12 protein-coding genes, 1 pseudogene and 1 riboswitch are annotated in these 14,802 nt (G+C 71.4%); of the genes and pseudogenes, 3 read left to right on the top strand and 10 right to left on the bottom strand.

Going from position 1 to position 14,802, the window contains the following annotated elements; all coding sequences use genetic code 11:
- Positions 1 to 443, bottom strand: a pseudogene (locus DY245_RS09035) (metallophosphoesterase); the annotation flags it as partial.
- Between the two features lie 25 nt (positions 444 to 468).
- Positions 469 to 747 (bottom strand): SCO4848 family membrane protein, encoded by a 279-nt coding sequence (locus DY245_RS09030; RefSeq protein WP_128505372.1) that lies wholly within the window; start codon positions 745 to 747, stop codon positions 469 to 471.
- Between the two features lie 10 nt (positions 748 to 757).
- Here DY245_RS09030 and DY245_RS09025 point away from each other — a divergent pair, with 10 nt between their 5' ends.
- On the top strand, positions 758 to 2,185 hold the full coding sequence (locus DY245_RS09025; protein WP_342354178.1) for a D-alanyl-D-alanine carboxypeptidase family protein: 1,428 nt from the start codon (positions 758 to 760) through the stop codon (positions 2,183 to 2,185).
- Between the two features lie 94 nt (positions 2,186 to 2,279).
- Here the strand turns inward: DY245_RS09025 and DY245_RS09020 are convergent, their stop codons facing one another.
- The 4 genes from DY245_RS09020 to DY245_RS09005 form a co-directional block, all read right to left on the bottom strand.
- Positions 2,280 to 3,299 carry a YihY/virulence factor BrkB family protein gene (locus DY245_RS09020; protein ID WP_128505368.1) on the bottom strand — a complete coding sequence of 340 codons (1,020 nt, stop codon included), beginning with the start codon at positions 3,297 to 3,299 and terminating at the stop codon, positions 2,280 to 2,282.
- A 140-nt stretch (positions 3,300 to 3,439) separates the two neighbouring features.
- Entirely contained in the window at positions 3,440 to 4,024 is a 585-nt protein-coding gene (locus DY245_RS09015) for a 2'-5' RNA ligase family protein (RefSeq protein WP_128505365.1), read from the bottom strand.
- 184 nt (positions 4,025 to 4,208) lie between these two features.
- The gene (gene trpS, locus DY245_RS09010; RefSeq protein ID WP_128505377.1) at positions 4,209 to 5,219 is read right to left on the bottom strand and encodes a tryptophan--tRNA ligase; all 1,011 of its coding nucleotides are present in this window, start codon (positions 5,217 to 5,219) and stop codon (positions 4,209 to 4,211) included.
- 194 nt (positions 5,220 to 5,413) lie between these two features.
- The gene (locus DY245_RS09005) at positions 5,414 to 6,694 is read right to left on the bottom strand and encodes a serine hydroxymethyltransferase (RefSeq protein ID WP_128505363.1); all 1,281 of its coding nucleotides are present in this window, start codon (positions 6,692 to 6,694) and stop codon (positions 5,414 to 5,416) included.
- Positions 6,695 to 6,735: 41 nt separating this feature from the next.
- Positions 6,736 to 6,839, bottom strand: a riboswitch (ZMP/ZTP riboswitch).
- Between the two features lie 138 nt (positions 6,840 to 6,977).
- Here DY245_RS09005 and rocD point away from each other — a divergent pair.
- Positions 6,978 to 8,183: an ornithine--oxo-acid transaminase gene (gene rocD, locus DY245_RS09000; RefSeq protein ID WP_128505360.1), complete on the top strand. Its 1,206-nt coding sequence runs from the start codon at positions 6,978 to 6,980 to the stop codon at positions 8,181 to 8,183.
- Between the two features lie 122 nt (positions 8,184 to 8,305).
- Here the strand turns inward: rocD and DY245_RS08995 are convergent, their stop codons facing one another.
- Positions 8,306 to 9,496: a glutathionylspermidine synthase family protein gene (locus tag DY245_RS08995; protein WP_128505358.1), complete on the bottom strand. Its 1,191-nt coding sequence runs from the start codon at positions 9,494 to 9,496 to the stop codon at positions 8,306 to 8,308.
- Between the two features lie 10 nt (positions 9,497 to 9,506).
- On the bottom strand, positions 9,507 to 9,914 hold the full coding sequence (locus DY245_RS08990; RefSeq protein ID WP_128505356.1) for a hypothetical protein: 408 nt from the start codon (positions 9,912 to 9,914) through the stop codon (positions 9,507 to 9,509).
- A gap of 126 nt (positions 9,915 to 10,040) precedes the next feature.
- Here DY245_RS08990 and DY245_RS08985 point away from each other — a divergent pair, with 126 nt between their 5' ends.
- Positions 10,041 to 10,913: a hypothetical protein gene (locus tag DY245_RS08985; protein ID WP_244942926.1), complete on the top strand. Its 873-nt coding sequence runs from the start codon at positions 10,041 to 10,043 to the stop codon at positions 10,911 to 10,913.
- Positions 10,914 to 11,016: 103 nt separating this feature from the next.
- On the opposite strand, the gene DY245_RS08980 is transcribed toward DY245_RS08985, so the two are convergent.
- Both DY245_RS08980 and DY245_RS08975 read right to left on the bottom strand, forming a co-directional pair.
- The gene (locus DY245_RS08980) at positions 11,017 to 12,726 is read right to left on the bottom strand and encodes a beta strand repeat-containing protein (RefSeq protein ID WP_244942927.1); all 1,710 of its coding nucleotides are present in this window, start codon (positions 12,724 to 12,726) and stop codon (positions 11,017 to 11,019) included.
- Positions 12,727 to 12,866: 140 nt separating this feature from the next.
- On the bottom strand, positions 12,867 to 14,802 hold a 1,936-nt coding region (locus tag DY245_RS08975), incomplete at both ends, for a beta strand repeat-containing protein (protein ID WP_220377868.1).

Here is a 14,802-nt window from a genome sequence, read left to right as displayed (position 1 = left end):
GGCAGGGCGGGGGTGTGGGGCGGGAGGAGGGTGGGGGCCGAGGAGGGTGACGGGGCGTGCGGAGGGTCGGGCGAGGGGGTGGGGGACGGGATGGTGACGGCGGTCGACGGGGTCCGCCGGCGCGGCTCCCGGCCGGCGAAGGCGCGGAGCCACACCGCCCGTACGGCCTCCCCCGCCAACAGCGCGAGTGTGAGATACAGCACCAGGGCCAGCCAGAGGTAGCCGGGCCAGGCGAGCGCCTGTTGGAGGGGGAAGGGGACACCGGCGCGGCCGGCGAACAGCGCGGCGAGGGCGGTCAGCGGGAGGACGTAGGCGGCGGCGGTGCCCGTACGGCGCGGCCGGCTGCCGGGCGTGGTCGTGTCACGGACGAGCCGGCACCACAGGTAGCGGTGCACGCCGAAGAACAGTCCGAGGACCGGGACCACGACCAGGGCGAAGATCACGGCGTCGTCTCCCCGTGCCCGGGGTTCAGGAAGCGGAGGAGGAGTCGGCCGGCTTCTCCGACGCGGCCGCGCGGCGCAGGGCCCGTACGCCGCGGAACCCGATCACCCCAATCGCCGTCCCCAAAAGAAAGGAAGCCACCGCGAGCAGCAGATGGACCCAGAAGTAGGCGGTCGGGTCACCCGCGTCGTCGAAGGCGAGACCGCTCCCGTCCTTCCAGAGGTTTTTGACGAAAGTGATCCAGATGAACCAGCTCCACACCCCGAAGGCGAGCAGGAACCAGGACACGGGGCGAGAGAGCTTCATGAGTTCCAGTATGGGCAGCGGCTCCATCCGGCGGTCGGCAGGGGCACTCTTCCGTGGGGTGCTGTCGGCGGCGGGGGCAAAGCCGGGTACGTTCAGCGACGTGCCGACGACCTTCTGTGCTTCCACGGCTTCCACCGATCCGTCCGCTGCCACGACCGCCACCACTGCCCTCGCTTCGGGCGCTGCCGGCAATGCCGGGCGCACGGCGCGTAACGGCTTCCCCGTGCGCTCCGTCGCCGCGCTGGCCGCCTCCGGGCTGCTGGCGACCCCGCTGCTGGCCGGCACCGCGTACGCCGATCCGAAGACTCCCGCGCCGCCCCGCAAGATGTCGCAGATCGGCGGGGACCGGCTGGGCACACCCGGTGTCCAGGTGACGCCGAAGCCCGGCGCGCCGAAGCTGCCGGGGCCGGATGCGCTGACGGCCCGTTCGTGGATCGTCTCCGATGCCGCGTCCGGCAAGGTGCTGGCCGCCAAGAACCCGCACTGGAAGCTCGCGCCGGCCAGCACGCTGAAGATGCTGTTCGCCGACACGGTGATGCCGAAGTTCCCCAAGAACCAGAAGTACACGGTCAAGCCGGCCGACCTGGCGGGGATGGGCGCCGGCAGCAGCCTCGTCGGGATAAAGGAGAACCTGACCTATACGGTCCACGATCTCTGGCTCGGCGTGTTCCTGCGCTCCGGCAATGACGCGGTGCACACCCTCTCGGCGATGAACGGCGGCACGGAGGCGACGGTCGCCGAGATGCAGAAGCACGCCAAGGAGCTGAACGCCAACGACACCCATGTCGTGACGCCGGACGGCTACGACGCGCCGGGCCAGGTCTCCAGCGCGTACGACCTGAGCCTGTTCGCCCGGTCGGGGCTGCAGAACGCCGACTTCCGCGAGTACTGCTCGACGGCCAGTGCGCAGTTCCCCGGCGACAAGGGCAAGGACGGCAAGCGGGCGACGTTCGGCATCCAGAACACCAACCGGCTGCTGAGCGGTGATTACGACATCAAGCCGTACCCGGGCATCGCGGGGGTGAAGAACGGCTCGACCACCAACGCCGGGTCGACCTTCACCGGTGTCGCCCAGCGCGGTGACCGCAAGCTTCTCGTCACGGTCATGAACCCGGAGAAGAAGGAGCACAACGAGGCCTACAAGGAGGCCGCCAAGCTCCTGGACTGGGGCTTCGCGGCGGCCGACAAGGTGGAGCCGGTGGGCCGGCTGGTCGGGCCCAGGAGCGAGGACGACGGCACCGGCGCCGCCAAGGGCGGCGGCAAGAACGGTCACGGGAACACCCAGGCCGCGCTGGACAGCACCGACAGCTCGGCCGGCGCCTGGACCACGCTGGGGATCGCCGGCGGCGCGCTGGTGCTGCTGGGCGTCGTGGCGATGGCCGTGCACCGCCGCTGGCCGCTGCCGGAGTTGGTACGGGGCCGTCGGCCTCGTAAGTGAGGCGGGCCCGCAAGTGAGGCGGCCCAGTAGGTGAGCCGGAGCCGTAGGTGAGCCGGAGCCGGACGGGGTGGCGGGGTGCGGGGGCGGGCGGCGGTTACGCCCCCTCCGGCCGCTCCCGTCCCTCCGGCCGCTCCCGCCCGTCCGGCCGCTGCCGCCCCTCGGCTCCGTCCGGTCCCTCGGCTCCGTCCCGTCCCCCGCCTCCGTCCGGCCCCTCCGCTCCGTCCGGCCCCTCCGCCACCTTGAGTTCCTCTCCCCCCGCCCCGTTCCGCTCCCCCGTCGTGGCCGTCCACGAAGCGCAGTACACCAGCAGCTTCACCGTGAAGTTGATCCACAGCAGCAGCGCGATCGGGGTGCCGAAGGCGCCGTACATGCTGCGTGCGGCGACCCGCTGGAGATAGCCGCTGAGCAGCAGCTTCAGCACTTCGAAGCCGATCGCGCCGAGGAGGCCGGCGACGACGACGGCGCGCCGCGGCGGGTGGACGCCGGGGAGCCTGGTCAGGACGTAGCCGAGCAGCAGGAAGTCCGCGAGGACGGCGATACAGAAGCCGGCGACCGACAGCAGGATGCTGCCGATACCGCCCTCCGGCAGGCCGATCGCGTCGGCGACCTTGCCCACCGCCGCGGACGCGAAGGCCGAGCAGGCGAGCGAGAGCAGGGCCACGCCGCCGAGTCCGAGCAGCATGGCGCCGTCCCGGAGCTTGCCGACGAAGAAGTTGACGTCCTCGTCGCCCTTCTCCCATACGGCGCGCAGACAGTCGCGCAGCGACTGGACCCAGCCGATGCCGGTGAACAGCAGCACGGCACCGGCGACCAGGCCGACCGTGGTGGCGTTGTTGACGAGCCCGGCGAGGTCGAGCTGCCCGGCGATGCCGGGGATCTGTTCGGCGAACTTGCCCTGCAGCTTGTGCAGCTGGCTGTCGCTGAGCAGCAGGGCGCCGATCGCGGCGCCGACGGTGAGCAGCGGGAAGAGGGCGATGAAGCTGGTGAAGGTGATCGCGGCGGCGAGCCTGGTCCAGTGCACGCGGAGCATGCGTTCGTAGGCGCGCCAGAGGTGTGTGGTCATCAGCCAGGTGACGGCCGGTCCGATCACCGGCAGCCTGCTCAGCCAGTCCATGGCGTTCCCCTCGTGCCCCAGTCGCCGTACGGCCGTTCCGCGCCGATGCGGTCGCGGCCGGTATCCCGGTGATCCGGAACACTAGCTTCCGTGTACCCGCGAAGCGCGGCCACAGGCCCGGCCGTCGGCCCGGCCGTCGGCTAGCAGGAGGGCGCCGGCGGCCGGGAGAGATCCGCGGCCTGGCGCGGGACGCTCGCCGTCCGGGGGCCGAAGGGGTACTCGCGCTCCAGGCGCCACACCGCGTCCGCGCCCTGCTCGTACAGGGCGAAGCCGCCGATCGTCCAGGTCGCGGAGAAGTCCCTGAGCTCGGTCTCGGCGCGGTCCATGGCGTCCTCGGCGATGCCGTGGGCGATCGTGACATGCGGGTGGTACGGGAACTGAAGATCGCGGGCGCAGGGGCCGGAGGCGGCGCGGACCCGGGCCTGGAGGGCGGTGCAGCCCGCCTCGCCCTCGGTGACCTTGACGAAGACGACCGGGGAGAGCGGGCGGAAGGTGTCGGTGCCTTCCAGGCGGAGCGGGAAGGGGCGGCAGGCGGCCGCGACCTCGGCGAGGTGCCGTTCGACGCCGGGCAGCGCGTCGGCGTGGACCTCCGTCGGCGGGAGGAGGGTGATGTGCGTGGGGATGCCGTGTGCGGCAGGGTCCCCGAAGCCCTCGCGCTTCCTCTGGAGGAAGCTTCCGTAAGGCTCCGGGACCGCGATCGAAACGCCCAGCGTTACGGTCCCCACTGCGTTCTCCCTCCTGACGTGTGTGCGGCGCGCTCGCGCACCCTCTTAGTGTGCCGGGTGCGCGCCCTTCGCGGGGAGCGTCCTCGGTCCTGTTACGAGCAGGCCCACGGGCCCCCACGGGTGGGGAGCCCGGGCCCTTCGCGGACCGTGCGGCCGGCCGTGGCCCGCCGCGCGGACGGTCCCGTCAGTGCTTGGCCGGCAGCAATCCGAGCCGGTCATACGTGGTGGCGAGGGTCTCGGCGGCGACCGCACGGGCCTTCTCCGCACCCTTGGCCAGGATGGCGTCCAGCGTCTCGGGGTCGTCCAGATATTCCTGCGTACGGTCCCGGAACGGTGTGACGAAATCGACCATCACCTGTGCGAGGTCGGTCTTGAGAGCTCCGTACATCTTGCCCTCGTAGGACTGCACCAGATCCGGGACGGGCGTGCCGGTGAGCGTGGAGAGGATCGTCAGGAGATTGCTGACGCCCGGCTTGGCCTCGCGGTCGAAGCGGATGACGGTGTCGGTGTCCGTCACCGCGCTCTTGACCTTCTTCGCGGTGACCTTCGGGTCGTCGAGCAGATCGATGATGCCCTTGGGCGAGGACGCCGACTTGCTCATCTTGATCGACGGGTCCTGAAGATCGAAGATCTTCGCCGTCTCCTTGACGATGTACGGGTTCGGGATCGTGAAGGTGTCGCCGAAGCGGGTGTTGAAGCGGTCCGCGAGATCGCGGGTCAGCTCCAGATGCTGGCGCTGGTCCTCGCCGACCGGGACCTGGTCGGCCTGGTAGAGCAGGATGTCGGCGACCATCAGCACGGGGTAGGTGAACAGGCCGACCGTCGTACGGTCCTGGCCCTGCTTCGCCGCCTTGTCCTTGAACTGGGTCATCCGGGACGCCTCGCCGAAGCCGGTGACGCAGTTCATGACCCAGCCGAGCTGGGCGTGCTCGGGCACATGGCTCTGCACGAAGAGCGTGCAGCGCTCCGGGTCGAGGCCGGCGGCCAGCAGCTGGGCGACGGAGACGCGGGTGTTGCGCCGCAGCTGCTCCGGGTCCTGCGGGACGGTGATCGCATGCAGGTCGACCACCATGTAGAAGGCGTCGTGGGACTCCTGAAGCGCCACCCACTGGCGCACCGCACCGAGGTAATTGCCGAGGTGGAAGGAGCCGGCCGTGGGCTGAATGCCGGAGAGCACACGCGGAGGACGCTGCATGGCGGAGCCATTCCCCTGAGGGTGGTGGTGGGCGACGGGTGGGCGTTCGAGAGCCATGGCAACGATTGTCTCAGGTCACGCGTGCTCCCCCGGCGTGGAGGCCCCTAGGGGGGTGGCCGAACACATCCCGTAAGGGGTGCGAAGGCCCCCTTCGGGGCCTCAACGCGGGGGTTACCGGGGGGTATTCCCGTGGCTCAGGCCCCGATGGGCAGGCCCGGTGCCGGATATGCCGCCATCAGCTCGGCCACCTCCGTACGGATCGCCGCCAGCGTCTCCTCGTCGCCCTTGGCCGCGGCCGCCACGCCGCGGTCGATCCACTCGGCGACCTGCGCCATCCGGTCCGTACCCAGCCCGCGGGAGGTGAGGGACGGGGTGCCGATGCGGATACCGGACGGGTCGAAGGGCTTACGCGGGTCGAAGGGGACGGTGTTGTAGTTGACGACGATGCCGGCCCGGTCCAGCGCCTTCGCGGCGACCTTGCCCGGGACGTCCTTCGAGGTGAGGTCGATCAGCACCAGGTGGTTGTCGGTGCCGCCGGACACCAGGTCGAAGCCGCGGGCCAGCAGCGCTTCGGCGAGCGCCCGGGCGTTGGCGACGACGGCGTGCGCGTACTCCCGGAAGGACGGGGCGGCCGCCTCGCGCAGGGCGACCGCGATGGCGGCGGTGGTGTGGTTGTGCGGGCCGCCCTGCAGGCCGGGGAAGACGGCCTTGTCGATGGCCTTGGCGTGGCTCGTCCGGGACATCAGCATCGCGCCACGGGGGCCGCGCAGGGTCTTGTGGGTGGTGGTGGAGATGACATCGGCGTGCGGTACGGGGGAGGGGTGGGCGCCGCCCGCGATCAGACCGGCGATATGGGCGATGTCGGCGACGAGTACGGCGTCGACCTCGCGGGCGATCTCGCCGAAGGCGGCGAAGTCGATGGTGCGCGGGACGGCCGTACCGCCACAGAAGATGATCTTCGGGCGTTCCTTGCGGGCGAGGTCGCGTACCTGGTCGAAGTCGATGAGCGCGTTGTCGGCCCGTACGCCGTACTGGACGCCGCGGAACCAGCTGCCGGTCGCCGAGACCCCCCAGCCGTGGGTGAGATGGCCGCCCATCGGCAGCGCCATCCCGAGGACGGTGTCGCCGGGCTCGGCGAAGGCGAGGTAGACGGCGAGGTTGGCCGGCGAGCCGGAGTACGGCTGGACGTTGGCGTGCTCGACGCCGAAGACGGCCTTGGCGCGCTCGACGGCCAGCGTCTCGACGCGGTCGATGTTCTGCTGGCCTTCGTAGTAGCGACGGCCCGCGTACCCCTCGCTGTACTTGTTCTGAAGGACGGTGCCGGTGGCTTCCAGGACGGCCGCCGAGACGTAGTTCTCGCTGGGGATCAGTCGCAGCGTGTCGGCCTGGAGCTGCTCCTCGGCGCCGACCAGAGCGGCGAGTTCGGGGTCGGCGGCGCTCAGCGCGGGATGGGAGACGGGTGCGGGAATCGTCATGGCGTCCTCCGGGGCGGTCGATCGGTGGTCCGGTCGTGTTCCCCGGGTGCCCAGGCGGGCGGCACCTCGTGGCGCCACCTGAGGAAGGTGGCCGCACACCGCTCCCTCGGGGTTCACTCCCCGCGCGCCAGTCGCGGTACGCATCGCAGAGTCTAGAGCCTGTCCGCCGGATCAGGGCCGAGGCCGGTCCGCCGGTCCGCAGCTCCTCCCCTGGTCGGCGCAACAATGGAAGGGGGCGCATCGGTGTTATGTGCCCCTACGGCCTCACGGAACGGAGTCACCGGTGACGACCACGGACATCAGCATCGCCGCCGCCGAAGCCCACAGCGCGCACAACTACCATCCGCTTCCCGTCGTCGTGGCCACCGCGGAGGGTGCCTGGATGACCGATGTGGAGGGCCGGCGCTATCTGGACATGCTCGCCGGGTACTCCGCGCTGAACTTCGGGCACGGCAACCGCCGGCTGCTCGACGCCGCCAAGGCGCAGCTGGAGCGGGTCACCCTCACCTCGCGCGCCTTCCACCACGACCGGTTCGCCGACTTCTGTACGCAGCTGGCCACGCTCTGCGGGATGGAGCTGGTACTGCCGATGAACACCGGCGCCGAGGCGGTCGAGACAGCGGTGAAGACGGCCCGTAAGTGGGGCTACAAGGTCAAGGGCGTCCCGGACGGCCAGGCAAAGATCATCGTCGCGGACAACAACTTCCACGGCCGGACGACCACCATCGTCTCCTTCTCCACGGACCCCGAGGCGCGCGCCGACTTCGGCCCCTACACCCCCGGCTTCGAGATCGTGCCGTACGGCGATCTCGCGGCGATGGAGGCGGCCGTCGACGAGAACACCGTCGCGGTGCTGCTGGAGCCGATCCAGGGCGAGGCGGGCGTGCTGGTGCCGCCGCCCGGCTATCTGGCGGGCGTACGGGAGCTGACCCGCAGCCGGAACGTGCTGTTCATCGCCGATGAGATCCAGTCCGGGCTGGGCCGCACCGGCCGGACCTTCGCCTGCGAGCACGAGGGCGTGGTGCCCGATATGTATGTGCTGGGCAAGGCGCTGGGCGGCGGTGTGGTGCCGGTGTCGGCGGTGGTGTCCTCCCGCGAGGTGCTGGGCGTGTACGCGCCGGGCGAGCACGGCTCGACGTTCGGCGGGAACCCGCTCGCCTGCGCGGTGGCGCTGGAGGTCATCGCGATGCTGCGGACCGGCGAATTCCAGCAGCGGGCAACGGAGTTGGGCGAGCATCTGCACGGCGAGCTGGCGCTGCTGGCGGCCGGCGACGCGGTCGACGCGGTGCGCGGGCGCGGACTGTGGGCGGGTGTGGACATCAACCCGTCGCGCGGTACGGGCCGGGCGGTGTCCGAGCAGCTGATGGCGCGCGGGGTGCTGGTCAAGGACACCCATGGCCAGACGATCCGCCTCGCGCCGCCGCTGGTGATCAGCAAGGAGGACCTGGACTGGGGGCTGGGCCAGTTGCGGGACGTACTGGGGGCTTAGGCCCTGTCGTCGCGGCGCCTTCAGGCGTGCAGCGGGTGGCCGGCGGGCGAGGAAGTCCCGGCCGCTCGCTGCGCCCCGGCCCGGTGGGCGGGGCGCGTCGGCTCCCGGCGGACGGGGCGCCCTCAGCGGATCACATGCGGCAGGAAGCGCGCGTACTCGTCGGTGACCGGTCCCGCCGACTCCCGGATGCCGAGCCCCGCCGCCTCGTCCTCGACGACCCAGGCGCCGAGCACCACACGATTGCCGTCGAAGTCCGGCAGCGGCGCCAGCTCCTGGTAGCAGCACGGGTCGTCGGGCCCGCGCAGCACCGGCTCGGCCCCCGGCTCGTGCAGGGTGACGCCGGCGCCCTCCCGGCCGAGCAGCGGCTTGGCGGCGTAACCGCGGGTGTGCGCCAGCTCGCGCGGCCCGTCGAGATAGGCGGGCAGCAGATTGGGATGGCCGGGGTAGAGCTCCCAGAGGACCGCCAGCAGCGCTTTGTTGGAGAGCAGCATCTTCCAGGCCGGTTCGATCCAGAGGGTGGAGCCGGTGCCGCCGCCGTTGTCGAGGGTGTCCAGGACGTACGGGCCGAAGTCGTCGGTGGCCAGCCACTCCCACGGGTAGAGCTTGAAGCAGGCCCGTATGAAGCGCAGCCGCTGGTCGACGAAGCGGCCCGAGAGCCGGTCCCAGCCGATGTCCTCCACCGGGAGGGCGACCGTCTCCAGGCCCGCCTGCTGCGCCGTCTCCTCCAGATAGGCGACGGTCATCAGGTCCTCGCCGAGCTCGTCGCCCGCGGAGTGCGCGAAGTGCAGCGGCGCGCCGGGCGGCAGCAGCGGGGCCTGCCGCTTCCAGGCCGCCACCAGCCGCTCGTGCAGCGAGTTCCACTGGTCGGCGCCGGGAAAGCGGTCCTCCAGCCAGAACCACTGCGGACTCGCGGCCTCGACCAGCGAGGTCGGCGTATCGGCGTTGTACTCCAGCATCTTGGCCGGGCCGCTGCCGTCGTAGTGCAGATCGAACCGCCCGTAGAGGGAGGGGAGTTCGGCGCGCCGGCGCCAGGACTCGGCGATCAGCTGCGCCAGCCGGGGGTCCTCGATGCCGAGGTCGGCGAAGCGGCTGTGTTCGACGATGTGCGCGGCCGCGGCCAGGCACATGCCGTGCAGCTCCTCGACGACCTCCTCCAGGGCCTCGACCTCGGGGAGGGTGAACGCGTAGTACGCGCTCTCGTCCCAGTACGGGCGCAGCGAGTCGTCCGGGTAGCGGGTCAGCGGGTAGATCAGGCCCTGTGCCTCGACGGTCTGCTGCCAGCCGGGCCGGGGCTCGATGGTGTGGCGTTCCATACGGCGCCCGTCACCCGCCGCCGGAGCCGTAGCGGCCGTGCGAGCCCGAGCAGCCGAAGCCGCCGCGGTTGACCGCCGTGCTCTTGCTGAAGGTGCCGCTGTCGGCGTACTTGCCGCCGGCGCTGGACGGGTCGTAGTACCACTGGCCGTCGACGGACTGCTTGCCGGTGCCGCGGCCGCTCTTGCCGTATCCGCCGCTGCCGGTGCTGCTACCGCTGCTGCCGGAGGACGAACTGCCGCCCGCCGAGCAGTTCTTGGAGTCGACGATGCGGTAGCCCTTGACGGTGTCGTAGCTGTTGCGGTCCACACAGCGCTTGTCGGGCTCGGAGCCGCAGGAGGTCAGCGCGGCGGCCAGGGCGCCCATACCGCCCAGGATCACCGTGCTCGACCGCAGTCGTCGGCGTGCTTTCTCGGCCATTTCTTAGCTTCCCCCGTGGATGCGGCAATGGACATCTGTTTGAGCGGGGGCCAGCCTAGACGGCGGCCTCCCGCTCCCCGGTTACGGGCCTGCCCGGTACCCGACTCCACCCCCTACAGTCGGTTCATGGTCCTTGGCATGGTCTGTGCACTTGGCTCCGCGTTGTGCTTCGGCACCGCCTCCGTCCTACAGGCCATGGCCGCACAGGACACCGCTCCCGGCACCGGCTCCGGTGTCGACCCCCGGCTGCTGCTGCGGGTGCTCACCCAGTGGCGGTATCTGCTCGGACTGCTCCTGGACGGCCTGGGGTTCGTACTGGAGCTGGCGGCGCTGCGGGCACTGCCGATCTACACGGTCGGGGCGGCGCTCGCGGCCACCCTGGCGGTCACGGCGGTGGTCGCGGCGCCGGTGCTGCACACCCGGCTCAGCCGAGGTGAATGGCTCGCGGTGGCCGTGGTCTGCGGGGGTCTGGCGATGCTGGCGCTGGCGTCCGGCGCGGAGGGGCATCTGCGGGGTACGCCCGGTCTGCGGATCGCGGTGCTGGTGTTCGCGGTCGCGGTGCTCGCCTCCGGCGCGCTGGCCGGCCGGCTCCCGGACCGGGCCCGTGCGGCGGCCCTCGGGCTGGGCGCCGGTTTCGGCTTCGGTGTGGTGGAGGTCGCCGTCCGTCTCATCGACGACTTCACGCTGCCCGCCCTGCTCACCAACCCCGCCGTCTACGCCCTGCTGATCGGCGGCGGCGCGGCGTTCCTGCTGCTGACCACCGCCTTCCAGCGCGGTTCGGTCACCGCCGCCACCGCGGGCATGGTGATCGGTGAGACCGTCGGCCCGGCCCTGGTCGGCGTCGCCTGGCTCGGCGACCGTACGCGCGAGGGCCTGACCCCGCTGGCCGTCGCCGGCTTCGCGCTCGCGGTGGTGGGCGCTCTCGTACTGGCCCGGTTCGGGGAGGCGCCGGGGGCAACGGCGCATGAGCCAAAGGCGGCGGTGCCGGAAGGCCGGTAGGGCGTTCGCAGGACCGGAGGTGGCCGGTCCGTGCGGGCGCATGCGGACGCCGGGCCGCCCCAAGGGGACGGCCCGGCGCTGTGTGGTGGGTCGGAGTGGAGGGTCAGATGACGGTCTGGGTGTCGGTGTCGGTGGAGGTGGTGAAGTTCGCGTCACCGGCGTAGACCGCCGTGACGTTGTAGAGCCCGGGCGTGACCAGCGGGGTGCTCACGGCGGCGACACCGGCGATGTCCAGGGTTCCGGTCAGGTTCACGGTGGTCACGCCATCGGTGATCGTGAAGGCGACCGTGCCGGTCGGAATGCCCGCTCCGGGCGCCAGCGCCGCCACGAAGGCGACGAACGCGACCGTGCCTCCGGAGACGGACGGGTCGGGGAACGAGGTGACCGTGGTGATGGTCGACGCCTGGTTCACCGTCTGGGTGTCCGTACCGGTGGAACCGGTGAAGTTGGCATCACCGCTGTAGGTCGCGGTGACGGTGTGCGTACCGACGTCAAGGGAGTTGGTGGTGACGCTCGCCGTACCCCCGACGACGGTGGCGGTAAACGCGCCGCCCCCACCACCGCTGATGACGAAGGTCACCGTGCCGGTCACGGTGCCGGCTCCGGGTGAGACCGGGGCGACCGTGGCGGTGAAGGTGACCGGCTGTCCGAAGACGGACGGGTCGGGCGACGAGGCCACCGAGGTGGTGGTCGACGCCTGGTTCACCGTCTGGCTGTCGGTCCCGCTGGACGCGGTGTAGTTGGCGTCGCCACTGTAGGTCGCGGTGACGGTGTGGGATCCGGCGTCCAGCCCGGTGGTGACGCTTGCCGTCCCCCCGGAGAGGGTGGCGGTCAGGGTCGGGCCACCGCTGATGGCGAAGACGACCACGCCGGTGGGGGTACCCGCGCCCGGCGCGACCGGCGAGACGGTCGCGGTGAAGGTCACCGGCTCACCGCTCACGGACGGGTCCGGCGCCGAAACCACCGAGGTGGTCGTGGCCGCCTGCCCCACGGTCTGGGTGTCCGTCCCGACGGATCCGACGAAGTTGGCATCGCCTCCGTACGTCGCGGTGACGACGTAAGCGCCCGCGGTCACCAGCCCGTTGGTGCTCACGGTGACAGTGCCGCCGCTGAGCGTCCCGGTGAGGGTCACCGTGGTGAGCCCGTCGGTGGCGAGGAAGGTCACGGTGCCGGTCGGCGTACCCGCGCCCGGCGCGACCGGCGCAACCGTGGCTGTGAAGCTGACCGTCTGCCCCACCACGGACGGGTCCGGCGCCGTGGTCACCGAGGTGGTGGTCAACGCCTGGGTCACCGTCTGGGTGTCCGTCCCGCTCGATCCGGTGAAGCTGGGGTCACCGCTGTAGGTCGCGGTGACCGTGTGCGTACCGGCGGTGAGTGCACTGGTGGTGACGCTCGCCGTACCCCCGGAGAGGGTGGCGGTCAGCGTCGGGCCACCGGTGATGACGAAGGTGACCGTGCCGGTGGGAGTACCCGCGCCCGGCGCGACCGGCGCGACGATGGCCGTGAAGGTCACCGGCTGTCCGACCACGGACGGGTCGGGCGACGAGATCACCGAGGTGGTGGTCGACGCCTGGCCCACGGTCTGGGTGTCCGTCCCGCTGGAGCCGGTGAAGTTGGCGTCACCGCTGTAGGTCGCGGTGACGAGGTAACTGCCCGCGGTCACCAGCCCGTTGGTGCTGACGACGGCAGACCCGGCCACGACGGTCCCGGTGAGAGTCACCGTGGTGTCCCCGTTGGTGGCGACGAACGTCACCGTGCCGGTGGGAATTCCCGCACCGGGCGAGACCGGCGCGACAGTGGCCGTGAAGGTCACCAGCTGCCCCACCAGGGACGGATCCGGCACCGTGGTGACCGAGGTCGTGGTCGACGCCTGGTTCACCGTCTGGGTGTCGGTCCCACTGGAACCGGTGAAGCTGGCATCACCGCTGTAGGTCGCGGTGACCGTGTGCGAANGGCATCACCGCTGTAGGTCGCGGTGACCGTGTGCGAACCGGCGGCGAGTACGTTGGTGGTGACGCTCGCCGTACCGCCCGAGAGCGTGCCGATGAGCGTGGGACCACCGGTGATGACGAACGTGACGACGCCGGTCGGTGTCCCGGCACCCGGCGCGACCGGCGCCACGGTGGCCGTGAAGGTCACCGGCTGTCCGACCACGGACGGGTCGGGCGACGAGGTCACCGAGGTGGTGGTCGACGCCTGGCTCACGGTCTGGGTGTCCGTACCGGCGGAACCGACGAAGTTGGCGTCACCGCTGTACGTCGCGGTGACCAGGTAAGTGCCCGCGGTCACCAGCCCGTTGGTGCTGACGCTGACGGAGCCGCCACTGAGGGTCCCGGTGAGGGTCACCGTGGTGAGCCCGTCGGTCGCGAGGAAGACGACCGTGCCGGTGGGAGTGCCCGCGCCCGGTGCGACCGGCGAGACATTGGCGGTGAAGGTCACCGTCTGTCCCACCACGGACGGGTCGGGCGACGAGCTGACCGAGGTCGTGGTCAGCGCCTGGATCACCGTCTGGGTGTCCGTCCCGCTGGAGCCCGTGAAGCTGCCGTCACCGCTGTAGGTCGCGGTGACGGTGTGGGATCCGGCGGCGAGCCCGGTGGTGACGCTTGCCGTACCCCCGGAGAGGGTGGCGGTCAGGGTCGGGCCACCGCTGATGGCGAAGGTGACCGTACCGGTAGGAGTGCCCGCGCCCGGCGCGACCGGCGAGACGGTCGCGGTGAAGGTCACCGGCTGCCCGCTCACGGACGGGTCCGGCGCCGAGGTCACCGAGGTGGTGGTGGCCGCCTGACCCACGGTCTGGGTGTCCGTACCGCTGGACCCGGTGAAGTTGGCGTCGCCGGCGTAGGTCGCGGTGACGAGGTAAGTGCCCGCGGTCACCAGCCCGTTGGTGCTGACGCTGGTGGAGCCGCCGCTGAGGGTCCCGGTGAGGGTCACCGTGGTCACCCCGTCGGTGGCGACGAACGTCACGGTGCCGGTGGGGGTGCCCGCACCCGGCGCGACCGGCGAGACCGTGGCGGTGAAGGTCACCGACTGGCCCACCACGGACGGATCCGGCGACGTGGTCACCGCGGTCGTGGTCGACGCCTGGTTCACCGTCTGGGTGTCGGCGCCGCTCGATGTCGCGAAGTTGGCATCACCGCCGTACGTCGCGGTGACGGTGTGCGAACCGGCGGTGAGCGCACTGGTCGTCACGCTCGCCGTACCCCCGGAGAGGGTGCCGGTCAGCGTCGGACCACCGCTGATGGCGAAGACGACCACGCCGGTGGGGGTGCCCGCGCCCGGCGCGACCGGCGCGACGGTCGCGGTGAAGGTCACCGGCTGTCCCACCACGGACGGGTCGGGCGACGACGTCACCGAGGTGGTCGTGGCCGCCTGCCCCACCGTCTGGGTGTCCGTTCCGACGGAACTGACGAAGTTGGCGTCACCGCTGTACGTCGCGGTGACCAGGTAAGTGCCCGCGGTCACCAGCCCGTTGGTGCTCACGGTGACAGTGCCGCCGCTGAGCGTCCCGGTGAGCGTCACCGTGGTGAGCCCGTCGGTGGCGAGGAAGGTGACGGTGCCGGTGGGAGTACCCGCACCCGGCGCAACCGGCGCAACCGTGGCCGTGAAGCTGACCGTCTGCCCCACCACGGACGGATCCGGGGACGACGTGACCGACGTCGTGGTCAACGCCTGAACGACCGTCTGGGTGTCCGTCCCACTGGAACCGGTGAAGTTGGCGTCACCGCTGTAGGTCGCGGTGACCGTGTGCGTACCGACGGTGAGTGCGCTGGTGGTGACGCTGGCCGTACCGCCCGAGAGCGTGCCGGTGAGCGTGGGACCACCGGTGATGACGAAGGTGACGGTGCCGGTGGGGGTGCCCGCACCCGGCGCGACCGGCGACACCGTGGCC

The organism is Streptomyces inhibens (genome assembly GCF_003389455.1).
In the GTDB taxonomy this organism is placed as follows: domain Bacteria; phylum Actinomycetota; class Actinomycetes; order Streptomycetales; family Streptomycetaceae; genus Streptomyces; species Streptomyces inhibens.
This window is presented reverse-complemented; position numbering and strand designations above follow the sequence as displayed.